Raw genomic sequence first — 26,815 nt, 5'->3', positions numbered from 1 at the left:
GCGTTTCGCGATTCCCCCCAATCCAAGCGTTGCAGTGGCGGCGCCTGTTCCCCCCAATAGGCGCCGCCCCTCTTCGTTTAAGGCGGGTTCCGTTCAAGGCGGGTTCCGGCAGCGCTCGGCGCGCCCCTCCTCCACAGGTGCGCTTCCTGCGGATCGATGCACATCCGCCGCCGACCCGGCGCTCCCGCCGCCCCGCACCCGGCAGGCTCCTCGCATGCAGCAGCCGGATCCCGACCCGCCTGGCGGCGATGCGCCCTTCGCGGCCGTGCCGCCTCCCGGCGCGCCGGCCGCGGCAGCCGGTCGGAGCGGCGCGCCCCCGGCGCCGGCGGCCGGCGCGAGCGGCGTCGAGGGCGTCCCCGCCGGGCTCGCCCGGGTCCTCGGCCCGCTCGCCCCGCACGTCCTCGACCGCGCGGCGACCGACGTGTTCCTCAACCCGGACGGGGCGGTCTGGGTCGACCGCGGCGCGGGCGTCCTGGCCGTCCCCGGTCTCCGCATCCCGCCCGACGCGGCGCGGCGCCTCGCGGTCGAGCTCGTGTCGGCGGGAGGCCGCCACATCGACGAGCTCGCGCCGTGTGTCGACGTCCGCCTCGGGGGCGGGCTCCGGGTCCACGCGGCGCTCCCACCCGTCGCGCGCGGGGGTCCCGCGATCTCGATCCGCATCCCCGGTCGAGTCCGGCCCACGCTCGACGACCTCGACGCGCTCGGCCTGTTCGCGCCGGACGACCTGGCGCGTGTGCAGGAGATCGTGGCGGCCCGGCGCAACGCGCTCATCTCGGGTGCGGGCGGCAGCGGCAAGACGACGCTCCTCGGCGCCATGCTCTCGGCGGCTCCCGCCGGCGAGCGCATCGTGCTCATCGAGGACGTCGCGGAGCTGCGCCCCGAGCACGATCACGTCGTCGCGCTCGAGGCGCGGCAGGCGAACACGGAGGGCGCGGGTCTCGTGCCGCTCGAGCGTCTGGTGCGCGAGGCGCTGCGGATGCGGCCCGACCGCCTCGTCCTCGGCGAGTGCCGCGGCGCCGAGCTCCGCGAGCTGCTCGCCGCCCTCAACACCGGCCACGACGGCGGGGCGGGCACGATCCACGCGAACTCGCTCGAGGACGTGCCGGCTCGGCTCGAGGCGCTCGGCGCACTCGCCGGGCTCGACCCGCTGGCGCTGGCTCGCCAGGTCGCGAGCGCGATCGACGTCGTGCTGCACCTCGAGCGTCGCGCCGGGACGCGGCGCCTCGCCGCGATCGGACGGCTCGAGCTCGACGGCGGCGGGCGGCTGCGGGCGGTCGCCGCATGAGCCGCGCGTCGAGGCGCGGACAGGGTCGTCGCGCCGCCCCGCGGGGTGCGGAGGCCGATGCCGCGGCCGAGGTCGTCGAGCGGCTCGCGGTCCTCCTCGACGCGGGGATCGCGCCCGTCTCGGCGTGGGGTCACGCGGCGGCGTCGACGCGATCGGCCGTGGCCCGCGAGGTCGCGGCCGGACTCCGCTCACCGGTCGGCATCCCCGCGGCCGTCGAGGCGGCGGTCGCGCCCGGCTCGGCGGGGGAGCTCTCGCGGCTCGACTGGCTCCCGCTCGCGGCGTGCTGGCGGCTCGTCGCCGAGCTCGGCGCGCCCATGGCCGCCTCGCTGCGGGCGCTCGCCGAGGCGCTGCGCGATCTGGGGGATGCGGCTCGCGAGATCGAGGCGGCGCTCGCCGGCCCGCGGTCATCGGCGCGCATCGTGCTCGCGATGCCGCCGCTCGGCCTGCTGCTCGCGGGCGCGCTCGGCATCGATGCGCTCGGCGCACTCGTCTCGGGCCCGGCCGGCTGGGCGTGCGCGCTCGCGGGCTCCGGCCTCCTCCTCGCCGGCCGAGGCTGGATGTCGCGGCTCGTCGCCGAGGCGAGCCGGTCGGCCGGATTGCCCGGACTTCCGCTCGAGCTCGCGGCGATCGCGGCATCGGGGGGCGCTGCGCCCGACCGGATCGCCGACCGTGTGACGTCGACGCTGCGCGAGGCGGGGCTGCCGGGGCCGGACGAGGGCGAGCGTCGCGAGCTCGAGGCGCTGCTGGAGCTCGCCGCCGCGGCCGGCATCCCGGTCGGGTCGCTGCTGCGCGGCGAGGCGGCCGCGGGGCGGCGCCGCGCCCGCTCGCGGGCTCGCGGCGTCGCCGCGCAGCTCGGGGCGCGGCTCATGCTGCCGCTCGGGCTCTGCGTGCTGCCGTCGTTCATCGCGCTGGGCGTCGCCCCCGTCGTCCTCGCGCTCCTCTCCTCCACAGGCGAGCTCTGGTGAGCGGCATCCACAACTCGACCGGCGGCGGCCCGGCCCGCGCTCCCGGCACGGCAGGCTCGCATGCAGCACCGGGCGCCCCATCAAGAGAAAGAGGAACGACATGACCTCTGCACGACGCACGGGCGGCGCCCGGTGCACCCTTCCGCCTCTTCGCGCTCTGGGCGCCGCGGCCGCCGACGAGCGCGGCGCCGCGACGGCCGAGTACGCGGTCACGATCATGGCGGCCGTCGGCTTCGCGGGGCTGCTCGTCGCGATCCTGCGCTCGGGCGAGGTCCGCGCCGCGCTCGCGGACCTCGTCACCCGCGCGCTGAGCGTCGCCGGATGACGCGCCGGAGACGGGTTGCGGGGCTCCGCGCGCGAGGCGAGCGCGGCAGCGCGACCGTCGAGCTCGCCGTGGTGCTGCCCGCGGTGGTGGCGCTGCTCGTCGTCGTCCTCGCGGCACTCCAGCTCGCGGCGACCCGGGTGCGGCTCGCGGATGCGGCCGCGGACTCGGCACGGAGCCTCGCGCGCGGCGAGGGTGCGGCGCACGCGGCGGCGGTCGCCGCGCGGCACGTGCCCGGAGCGAGTGTGCGCGGCGGGGCGTCCGGCGGGGGGATGCAGTGCGTCGAGGTCGTGGTCGCGGCACCCGTGCTCGGCCTCCGGACGGTGCCGCTCAGCGCGCGCGGCTGCGCCCTCGAGGCGGGGCGATGAGCGCCGTCGCGAGCGCCGCGATCGTCGCGGCGCTCGGCATCGGGGCCGTCGCGGTGACGGGTGCGGGCGCCGTCTCCGCCGAGCGGCAGCGTGTCATCGGCGCCGCCGACGCCGCCGCGCTCGCCGCGGCCGACGGCGCCTCGGGCCTCGTCGCCGGCGCGCCGTGCGAGCTCGCGGCGCGGGTCGCCGCCGCGAACGGCGCCAGGCTGCTCGGGTGCGGGGTCGACGGCGTCGACGCGACCGTGCTGGTCGAGGGCGCCGTCGCGGGCCTCGCGGTCCGCGCGCGGTCGACCGCGGGGCAGGCGCCGTGAGCGCCGCGGCGCCGGAGCAGACTGACGGCGCGACTGTGTATGGTGTGCCTCGGAACGCGATGAGGCCGGGGCTCCGCGCTCCACTCGTCCATCCCGAGCGGCCCTCGACGCCGCGGGATCACCTCTACGCAAGGAAGAGGAGCGGGGTGCCTGCCACCAAGAAGCTCGTCATCGTCGAGTCGCCGGCGAAGGCCAAGACGATCGCCCAGTACCTCGGCGACGGCTACGAGGTCCAGGCCTCCGTCGGCCACATCCGCGACCTCGTCGAGCCGAAGAACCTCCCGGCCGAGCTCAAGAAGGGCTCGCTCGGCAAGTTCTCGATCGATGTCGACAACGGGTTCCAGCCGTACTACGTCGTGAGCGACGAGAAGAAGCGCACCGTCACCGACCTCAAGAAGGCGCTGAAGGAGGCCGACGAGCTCTACCTCGCGACGGATGAGGACCGCGAGGGCGAAGCCATCGCGTGGCACCTCCTCGAGGTGCTGAAGCCCAAGGTGCCGGTCAAGCGCATGGTCTTCCACGAGATCACGAAGGAGGCCATCCAGCGCGCGCAGGAGAACACTCGCGAGCTCGACACGGCCCTCGTCGACGCGCAGGAGACCCGCCGCATCCTCGACCGCCTCTACGGCTACGAGGTCTCGCCGGTGCTCTGGCGCAAGGTCGGGCCGGGCCTCTCCGCGGGGCGCGTGCAGTCCGCCGCGACCCGTCTCGTCGTCGACCGCGAGCGCGAGCGCCTCGCCTTCGTCTCCGCCGTCTACTGGGATCTCTCCACCGAGCTCGGCACCTCGGCCGAGGAGGGCGCGGCGGGGTTCCAGGCGCGTCTCGCGCGCCTCGACGGGCGCCGCATCGCGACCGGTCGCGACTTCGACGACCGCGGCGCGCTGAAGAGCGACGCGGTCGCCCTCGACGAGGCGGCCGCCGAGACGCTCGCGTCCGCGCTCCGCGCCGAGTCGACCACGGTGACCGTCGCGAGCGTCGAGTCGAAGCCCTACACCCGCCGACCGGCCGCGCCCTTCACGACCTCCACGCTCCAGCAGGAGGCCGCCCGCAAGCTCCGCTTCTCCGCCCGCCAGACCATGAGCGTCGCGCAGGCCCTCTACGAGAACGGGCACATCACCTACATGCGCACCGACTCGCCCTCGCTCTCGAAGCAGGCGATCGACGCGGCGCGCTCGCAGGCCGCTCGCCTCTACGGCGCGGAGACCGTGCCCGAGAAGCCGCGCGCCTACGCCGGCAAGTCCAAGAACGCGCAGGAGGCGCACGAGGCGATCCGCCCCGCGGGCGACGTCTTCAAGACCCCGTCCGAGCTCAGCGGCACGCTGCGCGGCAACGACTTCAAGCTCTACGACCTCATCTGGAAGCGGACCGTCGCCTCGCAGATGGCCGACGCGCGCGGCTCCACCGCGACCGTCACCATCCAGGCGAAGACGGCTGACGCGGGCGAGGCCGAGCTGACCGCCTCCGGCACCGTCATCACCTTCCGCGGCTTCCTCGCCGCCTACGAGGAGGGTCGCGACGAGGAGCGCGAAAGCGCCCCCGAGGCCCGCGAGGAGCGCCTGCCGCAGCTCGCCGAGGGCCAGAGCCTGGTGCTCCGCGAGGTGGAGGCCAAGGGGCACGAGACGAGCCCGCCGCCCCGCTACACGGAGGCGAGCCTCGTCAAGACGCTCGAGGAGCTCGGCATCGGGCGGCCCTCGACCTACGCGGCCATCATCTCGACGATCGTCGACCGCGGCTACGTCACCCCCCGCGGCACCGCGCTCGTGCCGAGCTGGATCGCCTTCAGCGTCGTCCGGCTCCTCGAGGAGTACTTCGGCGACCTCGTGCAGTACGACTTCACCGCGAGCATGGAGGACGACCTCGATCGCATCGCGGGCGGCGGCGAGGATCGCGTCGAGTGGCTGAAAGGCTTCTACTTCGGCGGCGCCGGGCACCGCGGCCTCCGCAACGTCATCGACAACCTCGGCGAGATCGACGCGCGCGACATCAACTCGATCCGCATCGCCGACGACATCACCCTCCGCATCGGGAAGTACGGCCCGTACCTCGAGGTGCCGGCGCCCGAGGGCGAGACCCCGCGGCGCGTGAACATCCCCGAGGAGCTGGCCCCCGACGAGCTCACGCCCGCGAAGGCGCGCGAGCTCATCGACGCGCCCGTCGTCGGCGATCGGGTGCTCGGCACCGACCCCGACAGCGGCAAGCAGATCGTCGTGAAGGACGGCCGCTTCGGCCCCTACGTCACCGAGCTCGAGCCGGAGCCCGAGGTCGCGGAGGAGGCGCCCAAGCCGAGCCGCAAGAAGAAGGAGGCCGCGCCGAAGCCGCGCACCGCATCCCTCTTCAAGTCCATGGACCCGGCGACGGTCGACTTCGACACCGCGATCCGCCTCCTCGCGCTGCCGCGCGTCGTCGGCCAGGATCCGGAGTCGGGCGACGACATCACCACGCAGAACGGCCGCTACGGCGCCTACCTCAAGAAGGGCTCCGAGACGCGCTCCCTCGAGAGCGAGGACCAGATCTTCGAGCTCGACCTCGCCGGCGCCCTCGCGCTGCTCGCGCAGCCGAAGTACGGCGCGAAGCGCGCATCGAGTGCCCTCAAGGAGTTCGACGCCGACCCCGAGAGCGGCAAGCCGATCCGGGTGCGCGACGGCCGCTTCGGCCCCTACGTCACCGACGGGATCACGAATGCGACGATCCCGCGCGGCGAGGACGTCGAGGCGGTCGACTTCGACCGCGCCGTCCAGCTGCTCGCCGACAAGCGCGCGAAGGGGCCGGTGAAGCGCAAGGCGCCCGCCAAGAAGGCGCCCGCGAAGCGCAGCACCGCCGCGAAGAAGAAGTGACGGGAGCCGCGCACCGCATGGCCGGGCTCTTCATCACCCTCGAGGGCGGCGACGGCTCCGGCAAGACCACGCAGTCGCGGCGGCTCACCGCCTGGCTCGAGGAGCAGGGTCGCACGGTCGAGCACGCGCGCGAGCCCGGCGGCACCGAGCTCGGCCTCGAGCTTCGCGAGATCATCCTCCACCGTCGCGGGTACATGGCCCCGCGCGCCGAGGCGCTCCTCTACGCGGCCGATCGCGCCCACAACATCGCGACCGCCGTGCGACCGGCGCTCGAGCGGGGCGAGATCGTCATCCAGGACCGCTACCTCGACTCCTCCGTCGCCTACCAGGGCGCCGGCCGGGTCCTCGACGCCGACGAGGTGCGGCGCCTCTCGCTCTGGGCGGCCGAGGGCCTGCTGCCCGACCTCACCATCCTGCTCGACCTCGACCCCGCCGCCGGCCGCGAACGGCTCGACGCGTCGCGCACCCGGTACGACCGGCTCGAGGCCGAGGAGCAGGACTTCCACGAGCGGGTCCGTGCCGCCTACCTCGCGCTCGCCGAGGCGGAGCCCGGGCGCTTCCTCGTGCTCGATGCGAGCGAGGCGCCCGAGGTGCTCGCCGAGCGCATCCGCGTCCGCGTCGCCGAGCTGCTCGAGGCGGGCTCGCGCTGATGGGCTGGGACGAGGTCGTCGGGCAGGATGCCGCGGTCGCCGCCGTGCGGGCCGCAGCCGAGCGGGGCGAGGGCATGACCCACTCCTGGCTCATCACCGGCCCGCCCGGCTCCGGGCGCTCCAACCTCGCCTACGCCTTCGCCGCCGCGCTCATCGCGCGAGACGGCGAGGATCCCGCCGCCGTCGAGGCGCAGGTCCACGCGCGCACCCACCCCGACCTCGGCGTCCTCAGCACCGAGCGCGTCATCATCGCGATCGAGGAGGTGCGCCAGCTCGTCGCGAAGAGCCAGTTCTCGCCCTCCTCCGGCCGCTACCGGGTCATGGTCATCGAGGACGCGGACCGCATGACCGAGCGCACCTCCAACGTCCTCCTCAAAGCGCTCGAGGAGCCGCCGCCGCGCACCGTCTGGATCCTCTGCGCGCCGAGCGAGGCCGACCTCATCCCCACGATCCGCTCGCGCGTCCGCTCGCTCCGACTCCGCGTGCCGACCGTGCGCGAGGTCGCCGCCCTCCTCGAGCAGCGCGACGGCGTGCCGGCCGCGATCGCCGAGACCGCGGCCCGCGAGGCCCAGTCGCACATCGGCATGGCGCACCGCCTCGCGACCGACGCCGACGCCCGAGAGCGCCGCTCGCGGACGCTCCAGGCCGCACTCGGCATCCGCAGCGTCGGCGGCGCCGTCCGGGCGGCCGCCGAGCTCCACGAGATCGCCGCCGCCGACGCGAAGGCCATCACCGAGGAGCGGGATGCCGTCGAGCGCGAGGAGGCGCTCAGGTCCCTCGGCGTCGAGCCCGGCGGCACGGTGCCCCCGGCGCTCCGCGCCCAGCTCAAGCACCTCGAGGAGGATCAGAAGCGGCGCGCCACCCGCAGCCTCCGCGACGGCCTCGACCGCATCCTCGTCGACCTCCTCTCCCTCTACCGCGACGTGCTCGTCACCCAGCTCGGCGTCGGCGGCGAGCTCGTCAACGCGGCGATCGCCGACGGCATCCGGGAGGCCGCGGCGCTCGGCGACGCACCGCAGACCCTCGCCACCCTCGATGCCGTCGCCGAGGCGCGCACGCGGATCGAGGGCAACGTCGCGCCGCTCCTCGCGATCGAGGCGGCGCTCGTGAGCGCCGTCCGCGTGCGCGAGGCACAGCCCGGAGGAGCGCGGTGAGCGCCTCGCGCCCGCGCGGACCGCGCCGCGCGCGCGCCAGGATCCTCGTCGCGCTCGCGGTCGCCGCCGCGGTGCCGCTCGTCCTGAGCGGCTGTCTGGCCTGGTTCCAGGCGCCGCGCATGGAGCCCGCGTCGACGCCCACGGGGGAGGAGGTCGCCGCCGATCTCGAGCCCTACTATCACCAGGTCCTCGAATGGGAGGGATGCGGCGACGGCATGCAGTGCGCGACCGCGACCGCGCCGCTCGACTGGGCGTCGATCGACGGCGAGGACATCGAGCTCGCGCTCGTGCGCCAGCCCGCCCAGTCGGGTGAGGCGCGGGGCTCGATCCTCGTGAACCCCGGCGGGCCGGGCGGCTCGGGCGTCGACTTCGTGCTCGAGAACGTCGACTACGCGACGAGCGAGCGCCTCCAGTCGGCGTACGACATCGTCGGCTTCGACCCGCGCGGCGTCGGGCGGTCGAGTGCCGTCAGCTGCGCGGACGACGACGCCGCCCTCGACCACTACCTGTACGACGTCCCCGATGCGCCGCGCGGCGGCGACGCCTGGATCGCCGCCTCTGAGCAGAGCAACCGAGAGTTCGGGGAGGCCTGCCTCGAGCACACGGGGCCCCTCCTCGAGCACGTCGACACCGAGAGCGCGGCGCGCGACCTCGACATGCTGCGCGCCGCCCTCGGCGACGAGACGCTCGGCTACCTCGGCTACTCCTACGGCACCTTCCTCGGCGCGACCTACGCCGAGCTCTTCCCGGAGAAGACGGGCCGGCTCGTGCTCGACGGCGCCCTCGACCCCGCGGCGAGCGAGGACGAGGTCTCGCTGAGGCAGGCGATCGGCTTCGAGAGCGCATACCGCGCCTACCTCGAGGACTGCCTCGAGCGCGAGGGCTGCCCGTTCCGCGGCACCGTCGAGGCCGCGCAGGAGGAGACGCGCGGCATCCTCGACCGCCTCGACCGGAGCCCGCTCCGCTCCGTCGACGGGCGCGAGCTCGGCAGCGGCACCATGTTCACCGCGATCATCCTGCCGCTCTACAACCCGACGAGCTGGCCTGCCCTCGACTCGCTGCTCGAGAGCGTCCGGACGGGGGATGCGACGGTCGCCTTCAACCTCGCCGACCAGTACTACGAGCGGGATGCCTCGGGCCGCTACGCGAGCAACGCGACCGAGGCGCTCATCGCCATCAACTGCCTCGACTACACGAGCGACGACGACCCCGCGACCATGCGGGAGAAGGCGGCGGCGCTCGTCGACGCGGCGCCTGTCTTCGGACCGCAGCTCACCTACGGCGGCACGGGCTGCGCGCAGTGGCCGTTCCAGAGCACTCGCGAGCGCGGGCCGATCGCCGCGGCCGGCTCCGCCGACATCCTCGTCGTCGGCACCACGAACGATCCGGCGACGCCGTACGTGTGGTCCGAGCGGCTCGCCGGGCAGCTCGAGAACGGACACCTCGTCACCTACGAGGGCGAAGGGCACACCGCCTACAACAAGTCGAACGCCTGCGTGAACGACGCCGTCGACGACTACCTCATCGACGGCACGGTCCCCGCGGCGGACCCCCGCTGCTGAACCGGCCGTGCGCGGATGCAAACTTGCAGGCTGTGAAAGAATATCCGCGTGACTGACGACGACGCGCCGATCGGGCTCCGCGAGCGCAAGCGGATCGCCACCCGGCGCGCCATCCAGCTCGCCACCATCCAGCTCGTGCGCGAGCGCGGCATCGACGGCGTCACCGTCGAGGACATCGCCGGCCGCGCCGACGTCTCGCCGCGGACCTTCTTCAACTACTTCCCCTCCAAGGACTCGGCGCTCGCCGGCGACACCCCGCACCTCCCCGAGGCCGAGATCCTCGAGCGCTTCGTCCACGGCCGGCAGCCGCTGCTCCTCGACCTCGGCGACATGCTCGCCGACGCCGTGCAGCAGAACCTCCAGGACCTCGAGCTCGTCCAGCAGCGGCGCGAGCTCGTCAAAGCCAACCCGCAGATCATGGCGCTCCGCATGGCCGGGATGCGCAGCTTCGAGGACGAGCTCGTCCACGTCGTCGCCCGCCGCCTCCGGGCCGAGCGCGCCCGCCCGGTGGACGCCGCGGAGACCGACCGGGAACGCGAGGAGGCGCGCCTCGTCACCTTCGTCGCCGTCGGCGCGATGCGCGCCGCGTGGGTGACCTGGGCTGACGGATCCCACCCCGAAGGACTCGGGGTCCTCATCCACGACGCCCTCGCCGATGCGGCCGCCCTCCTCGGTGCGGCGAGCCCGCGCTGATCGGCTATGATCGTCAATCGTGCCGCTGAGCCCATCAGCTCGGCGCCACGCCGCCTTAGCTCAGTCGGTAGAGCGTTTCACTCGTAATGAAAAGGTCGTGGGTTCGATTCCCACAGGCGGCTCTGTACCTTCTGTCGCGCCGCCGCTGCTGCGGCGCGAGTCGTGGACGGCGGGGTCCGGCGCGCGGGGTGCGCTCGCCGCGGATGCGGGGGGCGCGCGACGCCGGAGGGTGTCGGCGGGCGGGGCTAGCCTCGGGTCGTGGGCATCGTGCGGCTGGATCGGGACGAGGCGCGGCGCATCGCCGTGCGCGCCGCCGGCCTCGATGACGAGCCGCCGGGCGAGCTCGTGGAGCTCGCCGGTGCCCTCGCGGGTCTCCGCGTCGAGCTGACGACGACGGTCGCGCCCGCCGCCGACCACATCGCGGCCACGCGCCTCGGCCGCGACTACCGGCTCGGGCAGGCCGACCGCGCACTCGCGGCCGGGCGGCTCTTCGAGCGCGACTGGGTGCTGCATCCGATGTCGGAGCTGGGGCTCCACCTCGCCGGCATGAGCCTCGACGTCGAGGGCGGGCAGGCGCAGCGCTGGGTGGAGGCGAACGAGCCGTTCCGGCAGGGGATCCTCGACCGGATTGCCGACCTCGGCCCGCTGACCTCGCGCGAGATCCCCGACGAGGCGGTCGTGCCGTGGCCGTCTACCGGCTGGACCGACGACCGCAACGCGACGCAGATGCTCCAGCTCATGCACGTGCAGGGTGATCTCGCGGTCGTCGGGCGCGTCGGACGACTCCGCGTCTGGGACATCGCCGAGCGCGTCTACCCCTCCGACACGGTCGCGGTGCCGCTCGAGGAGGCCCGCCGCCGCCGCGCCGAGCGGTTCCTCGCGGCATCCGGCCTCCTCCGCGACAGCACGGCCGCCCTCCACCACACGCTCCGCGACGCCTACCCGGTCGGCGAGCTCGCGGAGATCGACGGGGTGCCGGGGCGCTGGCGCGTCGACCCCGCGCAGCTTGGCCGGCCGTTCCGCCGGCGCCGCGCCGCGATCCTCTCGCCGTTCGACCGGCTCGTCGTCGACCGCGAGCGCCTCGAGCCCGTCTTCGGCTACGAGTACGCGCTCGAGATGTACAAGCCGAAGGCGGTGCGGCGCTGGGGCGGCTTCGCGCTGCCGATCCTGCTCGGCGACCGGCTCGTCGGCAAGCTCGACGCCCGCGCCGATCGGAGCGCGGGCGTGCTCCGGGTCGCCGCCGTCCACGAGGACACGCCACTCGGCGCCTCCGAGCGCGAGGAGGTGGAGGGGGCGATCGAGGAGCTCGCGGCACTCCAGGGGCTGCGCGTCCGACGGTGATCGGCGAGCCCGGGGGCACGGCGGCCGGGCCCCGGCGCCGACCCTGAGGGCGGCCCCAGAGCGGGGGAGGAACCGTCGCGTCGGCGAGCTCGAGCGGAATAGCCTGATGAGCAGGCGGTTCTGAGGGGTTCCGCCAGGGGATGTCCACCGGGGGGTGCCAGGATGCGCCGCATCATCGGGCTGGGAGCGGTCTTCGCGATCGCCCTCGCCGTGATCCTGCCCTTTGCGGGCGGCGGCGGCCCGTCCTTCCTCCGGCCCGCGTCGGCCTCGACCGCCGGAGCCGCTCTCGACCCGTCTCGTCCGCTCGCCGGCATCCACGCTGCCGCCTCGATCGAGGGTGCCGAGGCGCGCGCGGCGGGGACGCCGACGGCCGAGCCGGCGACGGGCCGCGACACCGAGCACCTCGCGCAGCAGCCCCTCCCCGCCCCGACGCCCGAGCCGCCCGCGGGCGGCGGCGCCCTCGCCCAGCCGCCCGCCGGCGGATGCCCGGGGATGCCGGGCGGCGGCGCGCCCGGCGCGCCCGGCGCGCGGAGCCCCCTCGGCGTCGGCGGCACGACGGCCGGCGACCTCGCGGCCTTCGCGCAGGCCTACAACGCGATCCGCGTCGCGAACTGCCTCCAGCCGTTCCCGATGTCGAGCATCCGCTACGACGCCTGCATGGAGCAGCGCCTCTTCTGGATGGCCGAGGATCCGAGCACCGACCCGATGAGCGCGTGGGGCCACATGGGCTCGCGGCGCAGCGACGGCACGCCGAGCGTCGGCTGCGACGGCAATCTCGCGGGCGGCTCCGGCAACTCGGGGGCGACGGTCGCGCAGAAGTGGTGGGATTCGGCCGCGCACCGCGCGTCGCTCTACCGCCCCGGCCCCTCGCCCGCGGGCGCCTGCGTGTACTTCGCGATGTCGCACGGCGGCGTCCCGGACGAGCCCGCCTCCTTCACGCGCGCCGCCGCCCGCTGGGGCGGCTGCTGAGACCCCTCCCGGAGAACGGGGATGCGGCGGCCGGATCCCGATAGCGTGAGGGCATGACGACGCTGCGATGGGGCATCCTCGGGACGGGCGGCATCGCCCGGACCTTCACCCGCGACCTGCTGGATGCGGGACTGACCGTGCAGGCGGTCGGCTCGCGCGGCGAGGACCGCGCCCGCGCCTTCGCCGAGGAGTTCGGGGTGCCGAGCGCGCACGGCTCCTACGAGGCGCTCGCCGCCGACCCGGAGGTCGACGTGATCTACGTCGCGACGCCGCATCCCATGCACGCGGCGGACGCGGAGCTCGCGCTGCGCGGCGGCAAGCACGTGCTCGTCGAGAAGGCGTTCACGATGAACGAGGCGGAGGCCGCGCGGCTCGTCGACCTCGGCATCGAGACGGGCCTCGTGGTCATGGAGGCGATGTGGACGCGGTTCCTGCCGCACATGGTCCGCATCCGCGAGCTCCTCGCCGAGGGGGCCCTCGGCGAGATCCGCGCCGTCATCGCCGACCACGGGCAGTCGCTCCCGACCGACCCGGAGCATCGCCTCCAGAACCCGGAGCTCGGCGGCGGGGCGCTCCTCGACCTCGGCATCTACCCGGTGTCCTTCGCGTGGGATGTGCTCGGCGAGCCGGTCGAGGTCCACGCGACGGCCACCAGGACGCCGACCGGCGTCGACGGCTCGACCGCCGTCCTCCTCCGCAATGCGGAGGGCGCGGTCGCCCTCGTGCACACCGTGCTCGACGCGCGGAGCCCGAACACCGCGTCGATCACGGGCACGCGCGCGCGCATCGAGATCGACGACACCTGGTACCAGCCGACCTCCTTCCGACTCATCGCGACGGACGGCGAGGTGCTCGAGGCCTACGAGTCGCGCATCGAGGGGCGCGGGATGCAGTTCGAGGCGCTCGAGATCGAGCGGCTGGTGCGGGAGGGGCACACGACCTCGCCGCTCATGTCCGGGCGCCAGAGCGTCGGCATCATGCGGACCCTCGACGAGATCCGCCGCCAGATCGGGCTCACCTACCCGTCAGATGTCGCCAGCTAGCATGGGCCGGTGACCGACGACGAGCAGCCCATGTCGCGCCGTGAGGCGCGCGATGCGGCCGAGCGGGCGGCGCGCGAGGAGCAGGAAGCTCAGCCGCCCGTCGAGCCGGAGACCTTCACCTCGATCATCGCCGGCCCGGATGCGGCTCGGCTGAGCGACGCGCCCGCCGAGCCCGCTGCGCCGGCCGAGTCCGCTGCGCCAGCCGAGCCCGCGCCGACGCAGGCCTTCGCCGCCCCCGCCGAGCCCGCCGCCTCCGACGCCCCGACGACCGCGTTCCCGGAGGGGCCCGCCGACGCCACCGAGGTCTTCGCCCGCCGCCCCGAGCCCGTCGAGTCCCCGTTCCCCACCGCCTTCCTCGAGCCGGCGGCGATGGCCCCCGCACCCGCGCCGCCCGAGATCGACGTGCCCGGTCCGCCGCGCGGCGGGGGCGACGGGCCCGTCGCCGGCATCGCCGCGATGGTCCGCCGCAACCCGAGGGCCTGGCTCGCGGGCGCGCTCGGCCTCGCCTTCCTGCTCCTCGCGACCGGCTCCTTCGCGCTCGGCTCGGCGATCGGCGCGGCGACGGCGGCGCCCGGCGCGCCGACGGTCGGCGAGGAGCCGGTCGCGGAGCGCCGCGCCCCGGACGGCGCCCCCGGCGCCGTGCCGATCAGCACCTGCTCGATCGCGGCGCAGCGCGGCGCCGACGCGCTGAAGACCCTCTCGGGCGTCGTGCTCGACGCCGACGGCGACCCGCTCCTCTCGATCGACGGCGAGGAGCCCGTGAACTCGCCCGCCGCCGTGAAGCTGGTCACGGCATCCACCGCCCTCGCGGTCATGGGGCCGACCTTCCAGATCTCGACGCGCGTCACGGACGGCGTCGAGGAGGGCGAGATCGTGCTCGTCGGGCGCGGCGACGCGACCCTGAGCCGCCTTCCGGGCAGCCAGGAGGGCGTCTACCAGGGTGCCCCGAAGCTGTCCGATCTCGCCGAGCAGGCCGTCTCCGCCTTCGCGCAGCGGCATCCCGAGCAGCAGATCGAGCGGGTCTCGCTCGACACGAGCTACTGGTCCGAGGCCACGGCCCCCGGCGGCTGGCCGAGCGACGCGACGGCGCAGGGGCGGGTGTCGCTCCCGAGCCCGCTGCAGGTCGACGGCGACCGCGAGGACCCCGCGAAGGCGTCGAGCCCGCGCTCCGACGACCCGGCGGCGCGCGCCGGCCAGGCCTTCCTCGACGCCCTCCGCGCGGCGGACGGCGCGGGCGTCCTCGCGGACGACGTCGAGGTGGCGGGCGGGGAGGCCGCGGACGGCGCGACCCTCCTCGGCGAGGTCTCCTCGCAGCCGCTCAACCGCCTCGTGACGCAGATGCTCCAGTCGGGCGACGAGACGCTCGCCGAGATGCTGGCGCGGATCGCCTCGGTCGAGTCGGGCGGCGACGGCGCCTCGGGCTCGCTCGCGGCCTCCGCCTCCTCGGCGCTCGCGACCTACGGCGCCGACACGGAGGGCCTGTCGATCCGCGACGGCTCGGGGCGCAGCGGCGAGAACCGGGTGCAGCCGACGGCGCTGGCGGAGCTCATGGTCGACGTGCGCGAGGGCCGTCAGCAGCTCGCGGTGGTGCGCGACGCGATGTCGGTCGCGGGGGAGTCGGGACTGCTCGCGCAGCGCTTCGGCGGGGATGCGGCGAGCGCCCGCGGGAAGGTCACGGCGGTGAGCGGCAGCAACGCCGGCGCGACGAGCCTGACGGGCTGGATCGAAGCCGACGACGGCACCCAGCTGACCTTCTCGCTGACGGCCTCGGGCGAGGGCGTCAACGACTCGACGCGCACGGCGCTGGATGCGGTGGTCGCCCGGGTGGCCGCCTGCGGCGAGCGCCTCGCGAGGTACTGAGCGGAAGCACCCTGATCACCGCGTCGCGTCTCGCGGCGCCGAGCCGGACGGAGGCGGCATGGCCCGCGCGCTCCTCATCATCGACGTGCAGAACGACTTCACGGAGGGCGGCGCCCTCGGGGTGGAGGGCGGCGCCGAGGTCGCGGCCCGCGTGACCCGGCTCCTCGAGGCGGCGCCGGACCGCTACGAGCTCGTGGTCGCCTCCCGCGACTGGCACGACGGCGGGAACGACAACGGCGGCCATTTCGCGGTCGATGCCGCGCCCGACTTCGTCGACACCTGGCCGGTGCACTGCGTGGCGGGCACGCCGGGGGCGGAGTACCACCCGGCGCTCGACACGAGCCGCGTCGACGTCCACGTGCGCAAGGGCCAGGGCGCGCCCGCGTACTCGATCTTCGAGGGCACGACGGATGCGGGCAGGACGCTGCTCGAGGAGCTCGAGGACCGCCGCATCGACGAGGTCGACGTCGTGGGGATCGCGACGGACCACTGCGTGCGCGCCTCGGCGCTCGACGCCCTCGCGGCCGGCCGCGGGGTGCGGGTGCTGGAGCAGTTCGTCGCGGGCGTCGCGCCGGTGTCGAGCGCGGCCGCCCTCGAGGAGATCCGGGCGGCCGGCGGGGAGGTCGTGCCGGGCTGAGCGCGCCGCGCTCGACGCGCGCATCGGAGCATCGACGGCCGCCGGGCTTGACACCCGGCGGCCGTCGCCGTATCGTCATCGTCTAGTTGTCTAGACAAATTCTCTCGACGACGTGGAACACCGCACCGACCCGATGGAGGAGCGACGATGACGTCCCTCAAGGAAGCCCGCTACGAGCTCGTCGAGATCCCCGAGGCCTTCGGCCCGGTGACCGTCGAGGTGGACCGGCGCAAGATCCTCGACTACGCCTACGCGCAGGACGAGCTGCGCGACTGGTACCTCGTCGACTCGCCGTTCGGCGGCCCCGTCGGCCATCCGCTCGTGCTCGCCAACGACCTCCTCTTCCTCTTCTACGACAAGTACGACGGCAACACCGCACAGGGCCTCCACACCCACGAGCGCCTCCGCTTCCACGCCCCCGTCCGCCTCGGCGAGACCGTCGTCATCGAGGGCGCCTACACCGAGAAGGTCGAGCGCCGCGGCCAGGGCTACGTCACCCTCGAGGCGACCGCGCGGGGCGAGGACGGCCGGGTGCTCGTCGAGCACGTCGGCAAGGAGATCATGCGCACAGTCGCCGGCGAGGTCGTCGGCAAGGGGCGCTCCGCCGGCGAGCAGCGCTCGCGCACCGTGCTCGGCACGGTCGACGCCGCGCTGCCCGTCGTCGAGCGGGCCGCGCACGGCCTGCCCGAGCGCGCCGGCATCCCGAGCCGCACCACCCGCTTCACGCAGGACCAGATGTCGGTCTTCTCCTGGGCCGGCAAGGGCTACGCGAACGTCCACACGAGCCTCGCGAAGGCCGCCGAGTCCGGCCTCGACCGCACCATCGTGCAGGCGCAGCAGCAGACCGGCCACGTGCTCGCCAACCTCGTCGACGTCTTCGGCGCGAGCTGGTTCACGAGCGGCGAGATCGACATGCGCTTCATCTCGCCCGCCTACGTCGGCGAGGAGCTCACGACCTCCGGCGCCGTCGTCGGCGAGCAGGACGGCCGCCTCGAGCTCGAGGTCTGGATCGACAAGGCCGACGGCACCCGCACCGCCGTCGGCTGGGCCTCCGCGGAGATCTCCGAGGACGCGGCCCGACCGAGCACGCTCGCCTGAGCGTGCCGCCGCACCGCGGCGACCCAGGCGGCACCCGCCGCCGCACCGAACCCACCGCATCCATCCACCGGATCATCACGGAGACGAGGACGTCACCATGACCAGCAGCACCCCCGCCGCACCCCCGGCGACCCAGCAGGAGCGCACGAAGCTCGCGAAGCGGGCCGCCGTCGCGAGCCTCGTCGGCACCGCCGTCGAGTGGTACGACTACTTCATCTTCGGCACCGCCTCGGCGCTCGTCTTCGGGCGCCTGTTCTTCCCGAGCGACGGCGACCCCATCTACGGCACCCTGGCCTCCTTCGCGGTGTTCGGCGTCGGCTTCTTCGCCCGCCCGCTCGGCGGCATCGTGTTCGGGCACTTCGGCGACAAGTTCGGCCGCAAGGCGGCGCTCGTCACCACGCTCATGATGATGGGGATCTCGACCTTCCTCATCGGGCTCCTCCCGACGACCGAGCAGATCGGCATCGCGGCGCCCATCCTGCTCGTCCTCCTGCGTCTCGTGCAGGGCTTCGGCGTCGGCGGCGAGTGGGGCGGCGCCTCGCTCGTGGCCGTCGAGTACGCGCCCGAGGGCAAGCGCGGCGCCTACGGCAGCTTCCCCCAGATCGGCAACGCCGTCGGCCTCGTCTTCTCGACGAGCATCTTCGCGCTCGTCTCCACGCTGCCGGACGAGCAGCTGCTCAGCTGGGGCTGGCGCCTGCCGTTCCTGCTCAGCGCCGTGCTCATCGCGGTCGGCCTCTTCATCCGCTTCAAGCTCACCGAGACGCCGACCTTCCAGGCCGCCCAGGAGCAGCTCGAGGCGAAGGCCGCCGCCGACGCCCCGAAGGAGAAGCTGCCGATCACGGAGCTGTTCCGCCGCTTCAAGAAGCCGCTCCTGCTCGCGATGGGCATGCGCTTCGGCGAGGCGGTCTTCGGCTACATCATCCTCACGATCGGCCTCACCTTCGCGGTCGGCTACACCGACATCCCGCGCACGCACGTGCTCATCGCGTCGACCATCGCGGCCGCGATCGCGATCTACACCTACTTCTTCTTCGGCAAGCTCTCGGACCGGATCGGCCGACGCCCGGTGTTCATCATCGGCGCGGTCGTGGGCGCCGTCGTCGTGTTCCCGTTCTTCTGGATCCTGTCGGCCGACAGCATCCCGCTCATGTACGTCGCCTACGCGGTCGCCTACGCGATCGGCGTCGGGGCCGTCTACGGCGTCGAGCCCTCCTTCTTCTCCGAGCTGTTCGGCACGAAGGTGCGCTACACGGGCGTCTCCCTCGCGGCGCAGGTCCCCTCGATCCTCATCGGCCTGTGGCCGCTGCTCTCGACGGCGCTCCTCATCGCGACCGACGGCGACCCGTGGCCGATCGCCCTCATCACGGTCGGCTCCCTCGTGATCGGCGGCGTCTGCGCGTTCCTCGCGCCCGAGACCAACCGCGCGGACATGACGAAGGTCGGCGAGGAGGACGCCCGATGACGGCGCCGGAGCGCCCCTGGCGCGACCTCGTCGACCCGCGCCGCGCCGTCGAGGTCGACGACCTCGAGGCCGGGCTCAAGGAGCCGGAGTTCGAGCAGCTCGAGATCCCCGAGCAGCTCGGCCCCGCGACCGTCGTCGTCGACGACCACAAGATCAAGCGCTTCGCCTTCACGCAGGACGACCACCACCCCTGGCACCTCGAGGCGAGCCCCTTCGGCGGCCGCCGTGTCGGCCACGCCGCGCTCCTCGGCAACGACCTCGTGCAGCTGTTCACGACCGTCTACGCCGCGAGCCGCGTCGTCGGCCTGCACACGGAGGAGCAGCTCTGGTTCGACTCGCCCGCCTTCCTCGACGAGCAGGTCGTGCTCGAGGGCACCTACACCGAGGCCTACGAGCGTCGCGGCCAGGGCTATGTCGTGATGGAGGCGACGGCGACCGGCGAGGACGGCCGCAGCATCCTGCGCCACCGCGGGGTCGAGATCCTGCGCACGCGCCCCGGCGATGTCGCGGGCCGCGGCAGCGCGGCCCCGGCGGCCGACCAGCGCCGGGTCACGGGCGAGGTGCCGGAGGGCGCCCCCGCCTTCGACCCGGCGGCGCCCGCCGCGGGCCAGGTGCTGCCCGTCCTGCCGAAGACGATCACGGTCGAGCAGGCCGCGGTCTTCTCCCGGGTCGGGGAGTACGTGCGCAACGTCCACAACGACCTCGCGCTCGCGAGGGAGGGCGGGATGCGCGTCCCCTTCGTGCAGGGACAGCAGCAGTTCGGCGTCCTCGCCGAGCTCCTCACGCGCCAGCTCGGCGCCGGCTTCCTCGCCGGCGGGTGGATGCGGGTGAAGTTCCTCAAGACCGTCGACGTGCACGAGCCGATCGAGGCGGGCGGCATCGTGACCGCCGTCGCCGACGGCCGCGTCGAGCTCGACATCTGGGTCCGCCGTGCCGACGGCGGCCTCAGCGCCGCGGGGTGGGCCAGCGCGCCCCTGCCCGCATCCGAAACCGAATGAGAGGCAAGAACACCATGAGCGAGACCATCACCGGCGGGCAGCTGGTCGTCCGGATGCTCGAGTCGCTGGGGGTGACGAAGGTCTTCGGCGTCGTCGGCGGCCAGACCCTCGCGATCACCGACGCCATCATCGACACCCCGTCGATCGAGTTCGTCCACACCCGCCACGAGAACGCGGCGGCCGTCATGGCGGACGCCTACGGCCGGCTCACCGGGCGCCCCGCGGTCGCGATCTCGACCACCGGACCGGGCGCCACGAACCTGCTGACCGGCGTCGGCGGCGCGTTCCGCGACTCGAGCCCCGCGATCATCATCACCTGCAACAACAACGGCGAGAACATCCACAAGGACGACGCGCAGAACGCCGACCACGTCGAGATCTTCCGCCCCTTCGTCAAGTACGGGCGGCTCGTCGCCCACGCGACGAGCATCAAGCAGGCGATGGAGGAGGCCTACATCAACGCGATGACGGGCAACCCCGGTCCCGTCCACCTCGACTTCGCCCGCGACACCATCGAGCTCCCCGTCGAGAACCCGCCCGCCGTGCCGGCCGTGCACCCCGCCCGCAGCTGGGTCGGGACCCGCCCCGTCGCGGCGCCCGACGAGATCGCGACGGTCGCCGCGCGCGTCCTCGCCGCCGAGAAGCCGGTCATCTGGGTCGGCAACGGCGGCAACCGGGGGCAGGCCTCCGAGGCGGTCCTCGCGCTCGCGGACGCGCTCAGCATCCCCGTCATCACGACCTTCAACGGCATGGGCGCCGTCCCGACGACGCACCCGCTCGTCTTCGGCGCGCTGAGCCGCATGGGCACGAACCTCTCGACGCGGGTCATCGGCGACGCCGACCTCGTGCTCGCGCTCGGGAACAGCCTCAACGCCGTCTCGACGACGCGCTGGCGCCGCGCCCTGCCCGAGATCGTCCAGGTCGACATCGACCCGACCATGATCGGGCGGTACTACGCGGAGGTCACGGCCGGCGTCGTCGGCGACCTCGCGTCCTTCGCGCGCGACCTCACGGCTGCGACGGCGGACGGGGCGGAGGCCGCACGGGCGGGCCGCGCCGGGTGGATCGCCGAGCTGCAGGAGGCGGAGCGCACGTGGTGGGCGCTCTCCGACGAGCTCGAGCCCGAGAACCCCGGCACCGTCTCGCCCGCCGTCGTCGTGCGCGCCCTGCGCGAGGTGACGCCGCGGGACGCCGTGCTCATCCCGGATGCCGGCAACCCGGGCGTCTGGTCCTTCCTCTGGGAGATGGACGAGCCCTACCGATACATCAAGCCGGTCGGCTTCGGGAACATGGGCTTCGCGCTCCCCGCGGCGATCGCCTCCGTCGTCGACGACCCGGCGCGCCCGGTGCTCGCGCTCATCGGCGACGGCTCGCTCGGCATGAGCCTCGGCGAGCTCGAGACGCTCGCCCGCGCCGGCGGCCCCGTCGTCATCGTCGTGCTCAACGACTCCAGCTACGGCAACATCCGCCAGGAGCAGGTGCTGCACTTCGACGGGCGCACCATCGGCGTCGACTTCCTCGAGGTCGACTTCGCGCAGGTCGCCCGCGGCATGGGCTTGGATGGGAAGCGCGTGACGGAGGTCGGCGAGCTCGTCGAGGCCGTCCGCGAGGGCTACGCCTCGGGGAAGCCCGTCGTCATCGACGTCGTGCTCGACCGCGAGGCGAACGCCTGGACGTACCCGGCCTTCGTGCCGCACGGCGCCTGAGCGGCGCGACAGGAGGGAAGACCGCGATGACGCAGGACGCACCGGCGGCAGCCGGCAGCCCGGGGCCGCTCGACGGCGTGAAGGTCCTCGACCTCTCGCGCTTCATCGCCGGCCCGCTGTGCGCCCAGATCCTGGGCGACTTCGGCGCCGAGGTGGTGAAGGTCGAGCGCCCGCGCGGCGAGGACTCGCGCCACCACGGCCCGTACTGGCAGGGCGAGAGCATCTACATGTTCCTGTACCACCGGAACAAGCAGGCGGCGACGCTCGACACCCGGCATCCGCGCGCGCTCGCGATCCTCGAGGATCTGGTGCGCTGGGCGGACGTCGTCGTCGAGAACTTCCGGCCCGGCACGATCGAGCAGATGGGGCTCGGCTACGAGCGCATGCAGGAGCTCAACCCGGACGTCATCCTCGTCTCGCTCTCCGGCTTCGGCCAGACCGGCCCGGACTCCCGGCGCGCGCTCTTCGATGCGATCTCGCAGGCCTCCTCGGGGCTCATGAGCATGACGGGGGAGCCCGACGGCAAGCCCACGCTCTCGGGCACCTACATCGCCGACTACACGACCGGCTACCAGGGTGCGATCGGCGCGATGGCGGCGCTCATGCACCGCGATCGCACCGGCGAGGGCCAGCTCGTCGACATCGCGAGCTACGACACCATGTTCTCGGCGCTCGGCACGCGCCTCATCGCGGAGCTCATGCTCGGCCTCGAGATGCCGCGCTCCGGCTCGCGCGACCTCCTCACCGCCCCCGTCAACGTCTACGAGGCCTCCGACGGGCCCATCTACATCCAGGCGGGGACCGCCTCCCTGTTCCCGAAGCTGTGCGCCGTGATGGGCCGCGCGGATCTCGCCGAGGACGAGCGCTTCGCGAGCGTCGAGGGCCGGATGGCGGAGCAGGAGCACCTGGAGGGCGCGATCCAGGCGTGGGCGGGCGCCCTCCCGCGCGCCGAGATCGGGCGGCTGCTCGACGAGGCGGGCGTCCCGTACGCGGAGGTCGCGAGCGTGCGCGAGGTGTCGCGCTCGCCGCAGATCGCCGCGCGCGGCATGATCGCCGAGGTCGAGCACCCCGTGCACGGCACCATCCGCATGCCGGCCAACCCGATCCACATGGAGAAGAGCCCGCCGACGGTGCGCAAGGCGCCGCCGAGCGCGGGGGAGGACAACCTCCACGTCTATCGCGACATCCTCGGCTTCGGCGAGGATGAGATCGATCGGCTGAAGGCGGAAGGGGCCATCTGATGCAGCGGGCTCCCATGTACCGGGTGATCTACGACGACATCGTCGCGCAGATCCGCTCGGGCGTGCTCGAGCCCGCCGCGCAGCTCCCCAGCGAGCACGAGCTCGCGAAGCAGTACGGCGTGAGCCGGATGACGGTTCGGCAGGCGATGGACCTGCTCGGCTCGGACGAGCTCGTCATCCGCAAGCAGGGCTCGGGCACCTTCGTGCGCGAGCACGCCCGCCTGGGCCGCCGCTTCAACCGGCTGCGCTCCTTCGCGGACGAGCTCGTCGACTCCGAGGTGCCGATCACGAGCGAGATCGTGCGCGCCGAGCTCGCGGCCGCGACCCCCGCCGTCGCGGCCGCGCTCCGGCTGGATGTCGACGACCCGGTGAGCCGCCTCACCCGCGTCCGCCTCGTCGACGGCGTGCCGGCGGCGCTCCAGGATGCCTGGGTGCCGTACGCGATCGCCCCCGGCATCACGCGCGAGCCGCTCGTCGAGGGCTCGCTCTACCGGACGCTCGCGGAGCGCCACCACGTGGAGCTGCGCTGGGCCGACCAGTCGATGACGGCCGCGCTCCTCGGCGAGGAGGAGGCGGCGCTGCTGCGGGTGCCGCCGGGGGGCGCGGTGCTCCACGGCCTCCGCACCACCTACTCGACCCGCGAGGAGCCCGTCGAGTTCACCTCCGGGTGGACCCTGCCGAGCTTCCCGCTGCTGCTCCGGATCGACGCCGAATGAGCACCGCACCCCGCGCCGTCGTCGCCGTGGACGTCGGCACCTCGGCGGTGCGCGCCGCACTCGTCGACGCGGATCGCGGCCTCCTCCGCTCGACCCGCGTCGCCCGCGGCGGCGCCGTCGGCGGCGAGCTCTTCGACGCCGAGCTGCTCCTGGAGGAGGTGCGCCGCGCGCTCGCCGAGCTCGAGGTCCAGCCCGGCGAGGCGCCGGCGGCCCTCGCGATCTCCGCCCACATCGGGACGGTCGCGGTGGATGCCGAGCTCCGTCCCGTCGTGCCGGGCGGCGGCTGGGCGGACCCTCGGGGTCTCGGCCGCCTCCACGGCCTCCCGCCGGAGGAGCTCGCGGGGCTGCTCGCGGCCGCCGGCCGGCCGGCCGCCTCGGGCGGTGCGCTCGCCCTCGCGCTCGAGCTGCGGGCGGCGGGACTCGGCGATCGGGTCGCCGCGCTCCTCAGCCCCAAGGACCTCCTCGTCGCGCGGCTCACGGGCGAGCTCGCGACCGACACGGTGGACGCCGCCTACACGCTCGCCTCCGACATCCGCCGGCGCGACTGGCAGGGCTGGGCGCTCGAGGCGGCCGGCATCCCCGCCGCCTGGGTGCCGCGGCAGCTCGCGCCCCACGAGACGGCCGGCGCGCTGCGGCCCGCCGAGGCGGCGCGCTGCGGCCTGCCGGCGGGGACCCGGGTGGTCGCGGGCGGGCCGGACGGCTCGGTCGGGATCGGGCTCCTCCTCGGCGAGCGCTCCGATGAGATCGCCGACGTGGCGGGCACGACGGACGTCATCGGCCGGCTGATCGACGACCCCGCCGAGGCGCCCTCGGGCGCGATCGTGAATCCGGCCCTCGCCCCCGGCCGCTGGACGGCGGGCGGCGCGACCGGCATGACGGGCGGCGCGGTCGCCCGCTGGCGCGCCCTCCTCGGCCCCGTCGACGACGCCGGGCTCGCCGCCGTCCCGGCCGGCTGCCGCGGCCTCCTCGTGGTGCCGAGCCTCTCGGGCGGACGCTTCCCCCGCTGGGATGCCGGGTCGCGCGGCGCGGTCGTCGGCCAGTCGCCCGACCACGGCCCCGCCGAGTTCCTGCGGGCCGCCCAGGAGGGTGCGACCTCCACGGTCCGGGAGGGCATCGACCTCCTCGACCCGGCACCGCTCGGCGCGCGACGCGCCGTCGTGCTCGCGGGCGGCTCGGCCCGATCCGAGCATCTCGTCCGCCTTCGCGCGGACGCGCTCGGCCGCACCCTCCGCGTCGCGAGCGACCCCGATGCGACGCTCCTCGGCGCCGCGGGGCTCGCGCTCGTCGGCGCGGGCCTCGCCGGCGGGCTCGACGAGGCGCGCGAGCGGCTCGGGGTCCGGCTGCGGGACGTCGACCCGGAGGAGGGCGCGGCCCGCCGCTACGACGAGATCCACCGCACCTGGCAGGAGGTCCGCGACCGGACCTCGGCGCCCGGGTCCTGAGTGCGGGATGATGCACGAGGAGGAACCATGACCGACGAAGCCCAGCTCATCCAGTCCGTGCCGACGCAGCTCCTGATCGGCGGCGCGTGGACGGACTCCTCGACCGGCGCGACGCTCGCCGTGCGCGACCCCGCCACGGGCGAGGTCCTCACGCGCATCGCCGACGCATCGCCCGAGGACGGCATCCGCGCCCTCGATGCCGCGGTGGAGGCCGCGGAGGCCTGGGCGGCGACCCCCGCCCGGAAGCGCGGCGAGATCCTGCGCCGCGCGTTCGACCTGCTGCAGGAGCGGGCCGACGACTTCGCGCTGCTCATGACGCTCGAGATGGGCAAGCCGCTCGCGGAGTCGCGCGGCGAGGTCGCCTACGGCGGCGAGTTCCTGCGCTGGTTCTCGGAGGAGGCGCCGCGCATCGCGGGCCGCTACGGCGCGAACCCCGAGGGCACGGGGCGCATGATCGTGTCGCAGCGTCCCGTCGGCCCGTGCTACCTCATCACGCCGTGGAACTTCCCGCTCGCGATGGCCACCCGCAAGATCGCGCCCGCGCTCGCCGCCGGCTGCACGGTCGTCGTGAAGCCGGCCGAGCTCACGCCGCTCACGACCCTCGCCCTCGCGGCGCTGCTCATCGAGGCGGGGCTCCCGGAGGGCGTCGTCAACGTCATCACGACCTCGAGCTCGAAGGAGGTCTCCTCGCCGATCATCGCCGACCCGCGGCTCCGGAAGCTCAGCTTCACCGGCTCCACGCCCGTCGGCGTGCAGCTCATGAAGCAGGCGGCCGACGGCGTGCTCCGCACCTCCATGGAGCTCGGCGGCAACGCGCCGTTCGTGGTCTTCGAGGACGCGGATCTCGACCAGGCCGTCGAGGGCGCGCTGGCCGCGAAGTTCCGCAACATCGGCCAGGCCTGCACGGCCGCGAACCGCTTCATCGTCCACGAGGACGTCGCCCCCGAGTTCGCGCGCCGCGTCACCGAGCGGGTGGCGGCGATGCGGGTCGGCCGCGGCACGGAGGACGGCATCCAGATCGGGCCGCTCATCGACGACCGCGCGGTCGCGAAGGCGGTCGAGCTCGTCGAGGACGCGGTCGGCCGCGGCGCCGCCGTCGAGACGGGCGGCAGCGCGATCGAGGGCACCGGCACCTTCTTCCAGCCGACCGTCGTCACGGGCGTCGCGCCCGGCAGCGAGATCCTCCGCCAGGAGATCTTCGGCCCGGTGCTCGCGATCGCGACCTTCGGCGAGGAGGCGGAGGCGGTGCGGCTCGCGAACGACACCGAGTACGGGCTCGTCTCCTACGTCTTCACCCGCGACCTCGCGCGCGGCCAGCGCATGATCGACGCCCTCGACACCGGGATGATGGGCCTCAACGTCGGCGTCATCTCGAACGCGGCGGCGCCCTTCGGCGGGGTCAAGCAGTCGGGCAACGGCCGCGAGGGCGGGCTCGAGGGCATCCACGAGTACCTCGAGACGAAGTACACGATGACGCCCGACCCCTTCGCCTGAGCTCCTCGGGAGGGGTTCTGGCCGACACGCCGTCCCAGCCGACCGCGTCGGCGGCGTGTCGACCGAGACCCCTCCCGAGGAGGTAGGGTCCCGGCATGCCCACCGCCGCCGAGCAGCTCGGCCTCGACGCCCCGGAGGTCGAGGTCGCCGAGAGGGAGGCGCTGTCCCGCGCCGTCCCGCGCGGGCTCGCCGCCCTCCTCGTCGTCGCCGTCATCGCGGCCGGGCTCGTCGTCGGCTGGACGATCTTCGCCGACACCGTCGGCCGCACGCCGGCGGGGCTCTGCGGCCGCATCCTGCTCCCCTGCGAGCTCGACTCGGCCGAGCGCGCGGGCGAGCTCGGGCGGCTCGCGCTCCCGGCCGGCAGCGTGCTCGTCGAGGGCAGCGAGACGCGCGTGCCGACCCCGCGCTTCGACGCGGTCGTGCGCCTGCCGGAGGGGACGGCGTCCCCGCTCGAGGGCACGAGCTACCAGCCCGTCGATCCGACGGACGGCTGGGCCGTGAGCCCCGGGGATCTCGGCATGGCCGCCCCCGAGTACCTCGCGTACCGCGACCAGGACGACCCCGAGGTCCGCTACGACGCCGCGATCGGCGTCGATGCCGAGGGCGCGACCCTGCTCCTGCTCCGCGCGGTCGACGAGGGCGAGCGGGGCCGCTGAGCGCGTGA

Annotated in this window: 24 protein-coding genes and 1 tRNA gene; all 25 read left to right on the top strand. The window is 74.4% G+C overall.

All coding sequences use genetic code 11. From position 1 onward, the window contains the following. Positions 1-214 precede the first annotated feature (214 nt). The 25 genes from OF852_RS07945 (at position 215) to OF852_RS07825 (ending at position 26,807) form a co-directional block, all read left to right on the top strand. Positions 215-1,285 carry a TadA family conjugal transfer-associated ATPase gene (locus tag OF852_RS07945; RefSeq protein WP_271118637.1) on the top strand — a complete coding sequence of 357 codons (1,071 nt, stop codon included), beginning with the start codon at positions 215-217 and terminating at the stop codon, positions 1,283-1,285. Next, positions 1,282-2,250: a type II secretion system F family protein gene (locus OF852_RS07940; protein WP_271118636.1), complete on the top strand. Its 969-nt coding sequence runs from the start codon at positions 1,282-1,284 to the stop codon at positions 2,248-2,250. The genes OF852_RS07945 and OF852_RS07940 overlap by 4 nt, the downstream gene beginning before the upstream one ends. Positions 2,251-2,350: 100 nt before the next feature. Continuing rightward, positions 2,351-2,575, top strand: a complete 225-nt coding sequence (locus tag OF852_RS07935) for a DUF4244 domain-containing protein (RefSeq protein ID WP_271118635.1) — start codon at positions 2,351-2,353, stop codon at positions 2,573-2,575. Further along, entirely contained in the window at positions 2,572-2,940 is a 369-nt protein-coding gene (locus tag OF852_RS07930) for a TadE family type IV pilus minor pilin (protein ID WP_271118634.1), read from the top strand. The genes OF852_RS07935 and OF852_RS07930 overlap by 4 nt, the downstream gene beginning before the upstream one ends. Continuing rightward, entirely contained in the window at positions 2,937-3,251 is a 315-nt protein-coding gene (locus OF852_RS07925) for an Rv3654c family TadE-like protein (RefSeq protein ID WP_271118633.1), read from the top strand. Before OF852_RS07930 ends, OF852_RS07925 begins: the two co-directional genes overlap by 4 nt. 146 nt (positions 3,252-3,397) lie before the next feature. Beyond that, the gene (gene topA / locus OF852_RS07920) at positions 3,398-6,085 is read left to right on the top strand and encodes a type I DNA topoisomerase (RefSeq protein ID WP_271118632.1); all 2,688 of its coding nucleotides are present in this window, start codon (positions 3,398-3,400) and stop codon (positions 6,083-6,085) included. A 17-nt stretch (positions 6,086-6,102) separates the two neighbouring features. Next, on the top strand, positions 6,103-6,735 hold the full coding sequence (tmk, locus tag OF852_RS07915; protein WP_271118631.1) for a dTMP kinase: 633 nt from the start codon (positions 6,103-6,105) through the stop codon (positions 6,733-6,735). Beyond that, positions 6,735-7,889: a DNA polymerase III subunit delta' gene (locus OF852_RS07910; protein WP_442908608.1), complete on the top strand. Its 1,155-nt coding sequence runs from the start codon at positions 6,735-6,737 to the stop codon at positions 7,887-7,889. Before tmk ends, OF852_RS07910 begins: the two co-directional genes overlap by 1 nt. Continuing rightward, on the top strand, positions 7,886-9,451 hold the full coding sequence (locus OF852_RS07905; RefSeq protein ID WP_271118630.1) for an alpha/beta hydrolase: 1,566 nt from the start codon (positions 7,886-7,888) through the stop codon (positions 9,449-9,451). The genes OF852_RS07910 and OF852_RS07905 overlap by 4 nt, the downstream gene beginning before the upstream one ends. Before the next feature lie 48 nt (positions 9,452-9,499). Then, positions 9,500-10,144 carry a TetR/AcrR family transcriptional regulator gene (locus tag OF852_RS07900; protein WP_271118629.1) on the top strand — a complete coding sequence of 215 codons (645 nt, stop codon included), beginning with the start codon at positions 9,500-9,502 and terminating at the stop codon, positions 10,142-10,144. Positions 10,145-10,193: 49 nt separating this feature from the next. Further along, a tRNA-Thr gene (locus OF852_RS07895) sits at positions 10,194-10,266 on the top strand. 136 nt (positions 10,267-10,402) lie between these two features. Then, positions 10,403-11,485: a DNA glycosylase AlkZ-like family protein gene (locus tag OF852_RS07890; protein ID WP_271118628.1), complete on the top strand. Its 1,083-nt coding sequence runs from the start codon at positions 10,403-10,405 to the stop codon at positions 11,483-11,485. 162 nt (positions 11,486-11,647) lie between these two features. Further along, complete coding sequence (locus tag OF852_RS07885) at positions 11,648-12,454, top strand: hypothetical protein (RefSeq protein WP_271118627.1); 807 nt, start codon at positions 11,648-11,650, stop codon at positions 12,452-12,454. A 53-nt stretch (positions 12,455-12,507) separates the two neighbouring features. Beyond that, positions 12,508-13,497 (top strand): Gfo/Idh/MocA family protein, encoded by a 990-nt coding sequence (locus OF852_RS07880; RefSeq protein WP_271118626.1) that lies wholly within the window; start codon positions 12,508-12,510, stop codon positions 13,495-13,497. A gap of 9 nt (positions 13,498-13,506) precedes the next feature. Next, entirely contained in the window at positions 13,507-15,357 is a 1,851-nt protein-coding gene (locus OF852_RS07875) for a D-alanyl-D-alanine carboxypeptidase (RefSeq protein WP_271118625.1), read from the top strand. Between the two features lie 58 nt (positions 15,358-15,415). Next, complete coding sequence (locus OF852_RS07870) at positions 15,416-15,994, top strand: isochorismatase family protein (RefSeq protein ID WP_271118624.1); 579 nt, start codon at positions 15,416-15,418, stop codon at positions 15,992-15,994. Between the two features lie 147 nt (positions 15,995-16,141). Then, positions 16,142-17,092, top strand: coding sequence for a MaoC/PaaZ C-terminal domain-containing protein (locus OF852_RS07865; protein WP_271118623.1), 951 nt, complete (start codon positions 16,142-16,144; stop codon positions 17,090-17,092). Between the two features lie 97 nt (positions 17,093-17,189). Next, on the top strand, positions 17,190-18,554 hold the full coding sequence (locus OF852_RS07860) for an MFS transporter (protein WP_271118622.1): 1,365 nt from the start codon (positions 17,190-17,192) through the stop codon (positions 18,552-18,554). Next, positions 18,551-19,552 (top strand): MaoC family dehydratase, encoded by a 1,002-nt coding sequence (locus tag OF852_RS07855; protein WP_271118621.1) that lies wholly within the window; start codon positions 18,551-18,553, stop codon positions 19,550-19,552. The genes OF852_RS07860 and OF852_RS07855 overlap by 4 nt, the downstream gene beginning before the upstream one ends. A gap of 14 nt (positions 19,553-19,566) precedes the next feature. Continuing rightward, positions 19,567-21,258 carry a thiamine pyrophosphate-binding protein gene (locus OF852_RS07850; RefSeq protein WP_271118620.1) on the top strand — a complete coding sequence of 564 codons (1,692 nt, stop codon included), beginning with the start codon at positions 19,567-19,569 and terminating at the stop codon, positions 21,256-21,258. Positions 21,259-21,284: 26 nt separating this feature from the next. Continuing rightward, positions 21,285-22,499, top strand: coding sequence for a CaiB/BaiF CoA transferase family protein (locus OF852_RS07845; RefSeq protein WP_271118619.1), 1,215 nt, complete (start codon positions 21,285-21,287; stop codon positions 22,497-22,499). Next, positions 22,499-23,215 (top strand): GntR family transcriptional regulator, encoded by a 717-nt coding sequence (locus OF852_RS07840; protein ID WP_271118618.1) that lies wholly within the window; start codon positions 22,499-22,501, stop codon positions 23,213-23,215. The genes OF852_RS07845 and OF852_RS07840 overlap by 1 nt, the downstream gene beginning before the upstream one ends. Continuing rightward, positions 23,212-24,657 (top strand): xylulokinase, encoded by a 1,446-nt coding sequence (locus OF852_RS07835; protein WP_271118617.1) that lies wholly within the window; start codon positions 23,212-23,214, stop codon positions 24,655-24,657. Before OF852_RS07840 ends, OF852_RS07835 begins: the two co-directional genes overlap by 4 nt. Before the next feature lie 27 nt (positions 24,658-24,684). Next, complete coding sequence (locus OF852_RS07830; RefSeq protein WP_271118616.1) at positions 24,685-26,151, top strand: NAD-dependent succinate-semialdehyde dehydrogenase; 1,467 nt, start codon at positions 24,685-24,687, stop codon at positions 26,149-26,151. A 95-nt stretch (positions 26,152-26,246) separates the two neighbouring features. Next, positions 26,247-26,807, top strand: coding sequence for a hypothetical protein (locus OF852_RS07825; RefSeq protein ID WP_271118615.1), 561 nt, complete (start codon positions 26,247-26,249; stop codon positions 26,805-26,807). The last annotated feature ends 8 nt before the right edge of the window (positions 26,808-26,815 follow it).

Origin of the sequence: Homoserinibacter sp. YIM 151385, assembly GCF_027912415.1 — a bacterium.
Lineage (GTDB): Bacteria > Actinomycetota > Actinomycetes > Actinomycetales > Microbacteriaceae > Schumannella.
This window is presented reverse-complemented; position numbering and strand designations above follow the sequence as displayed.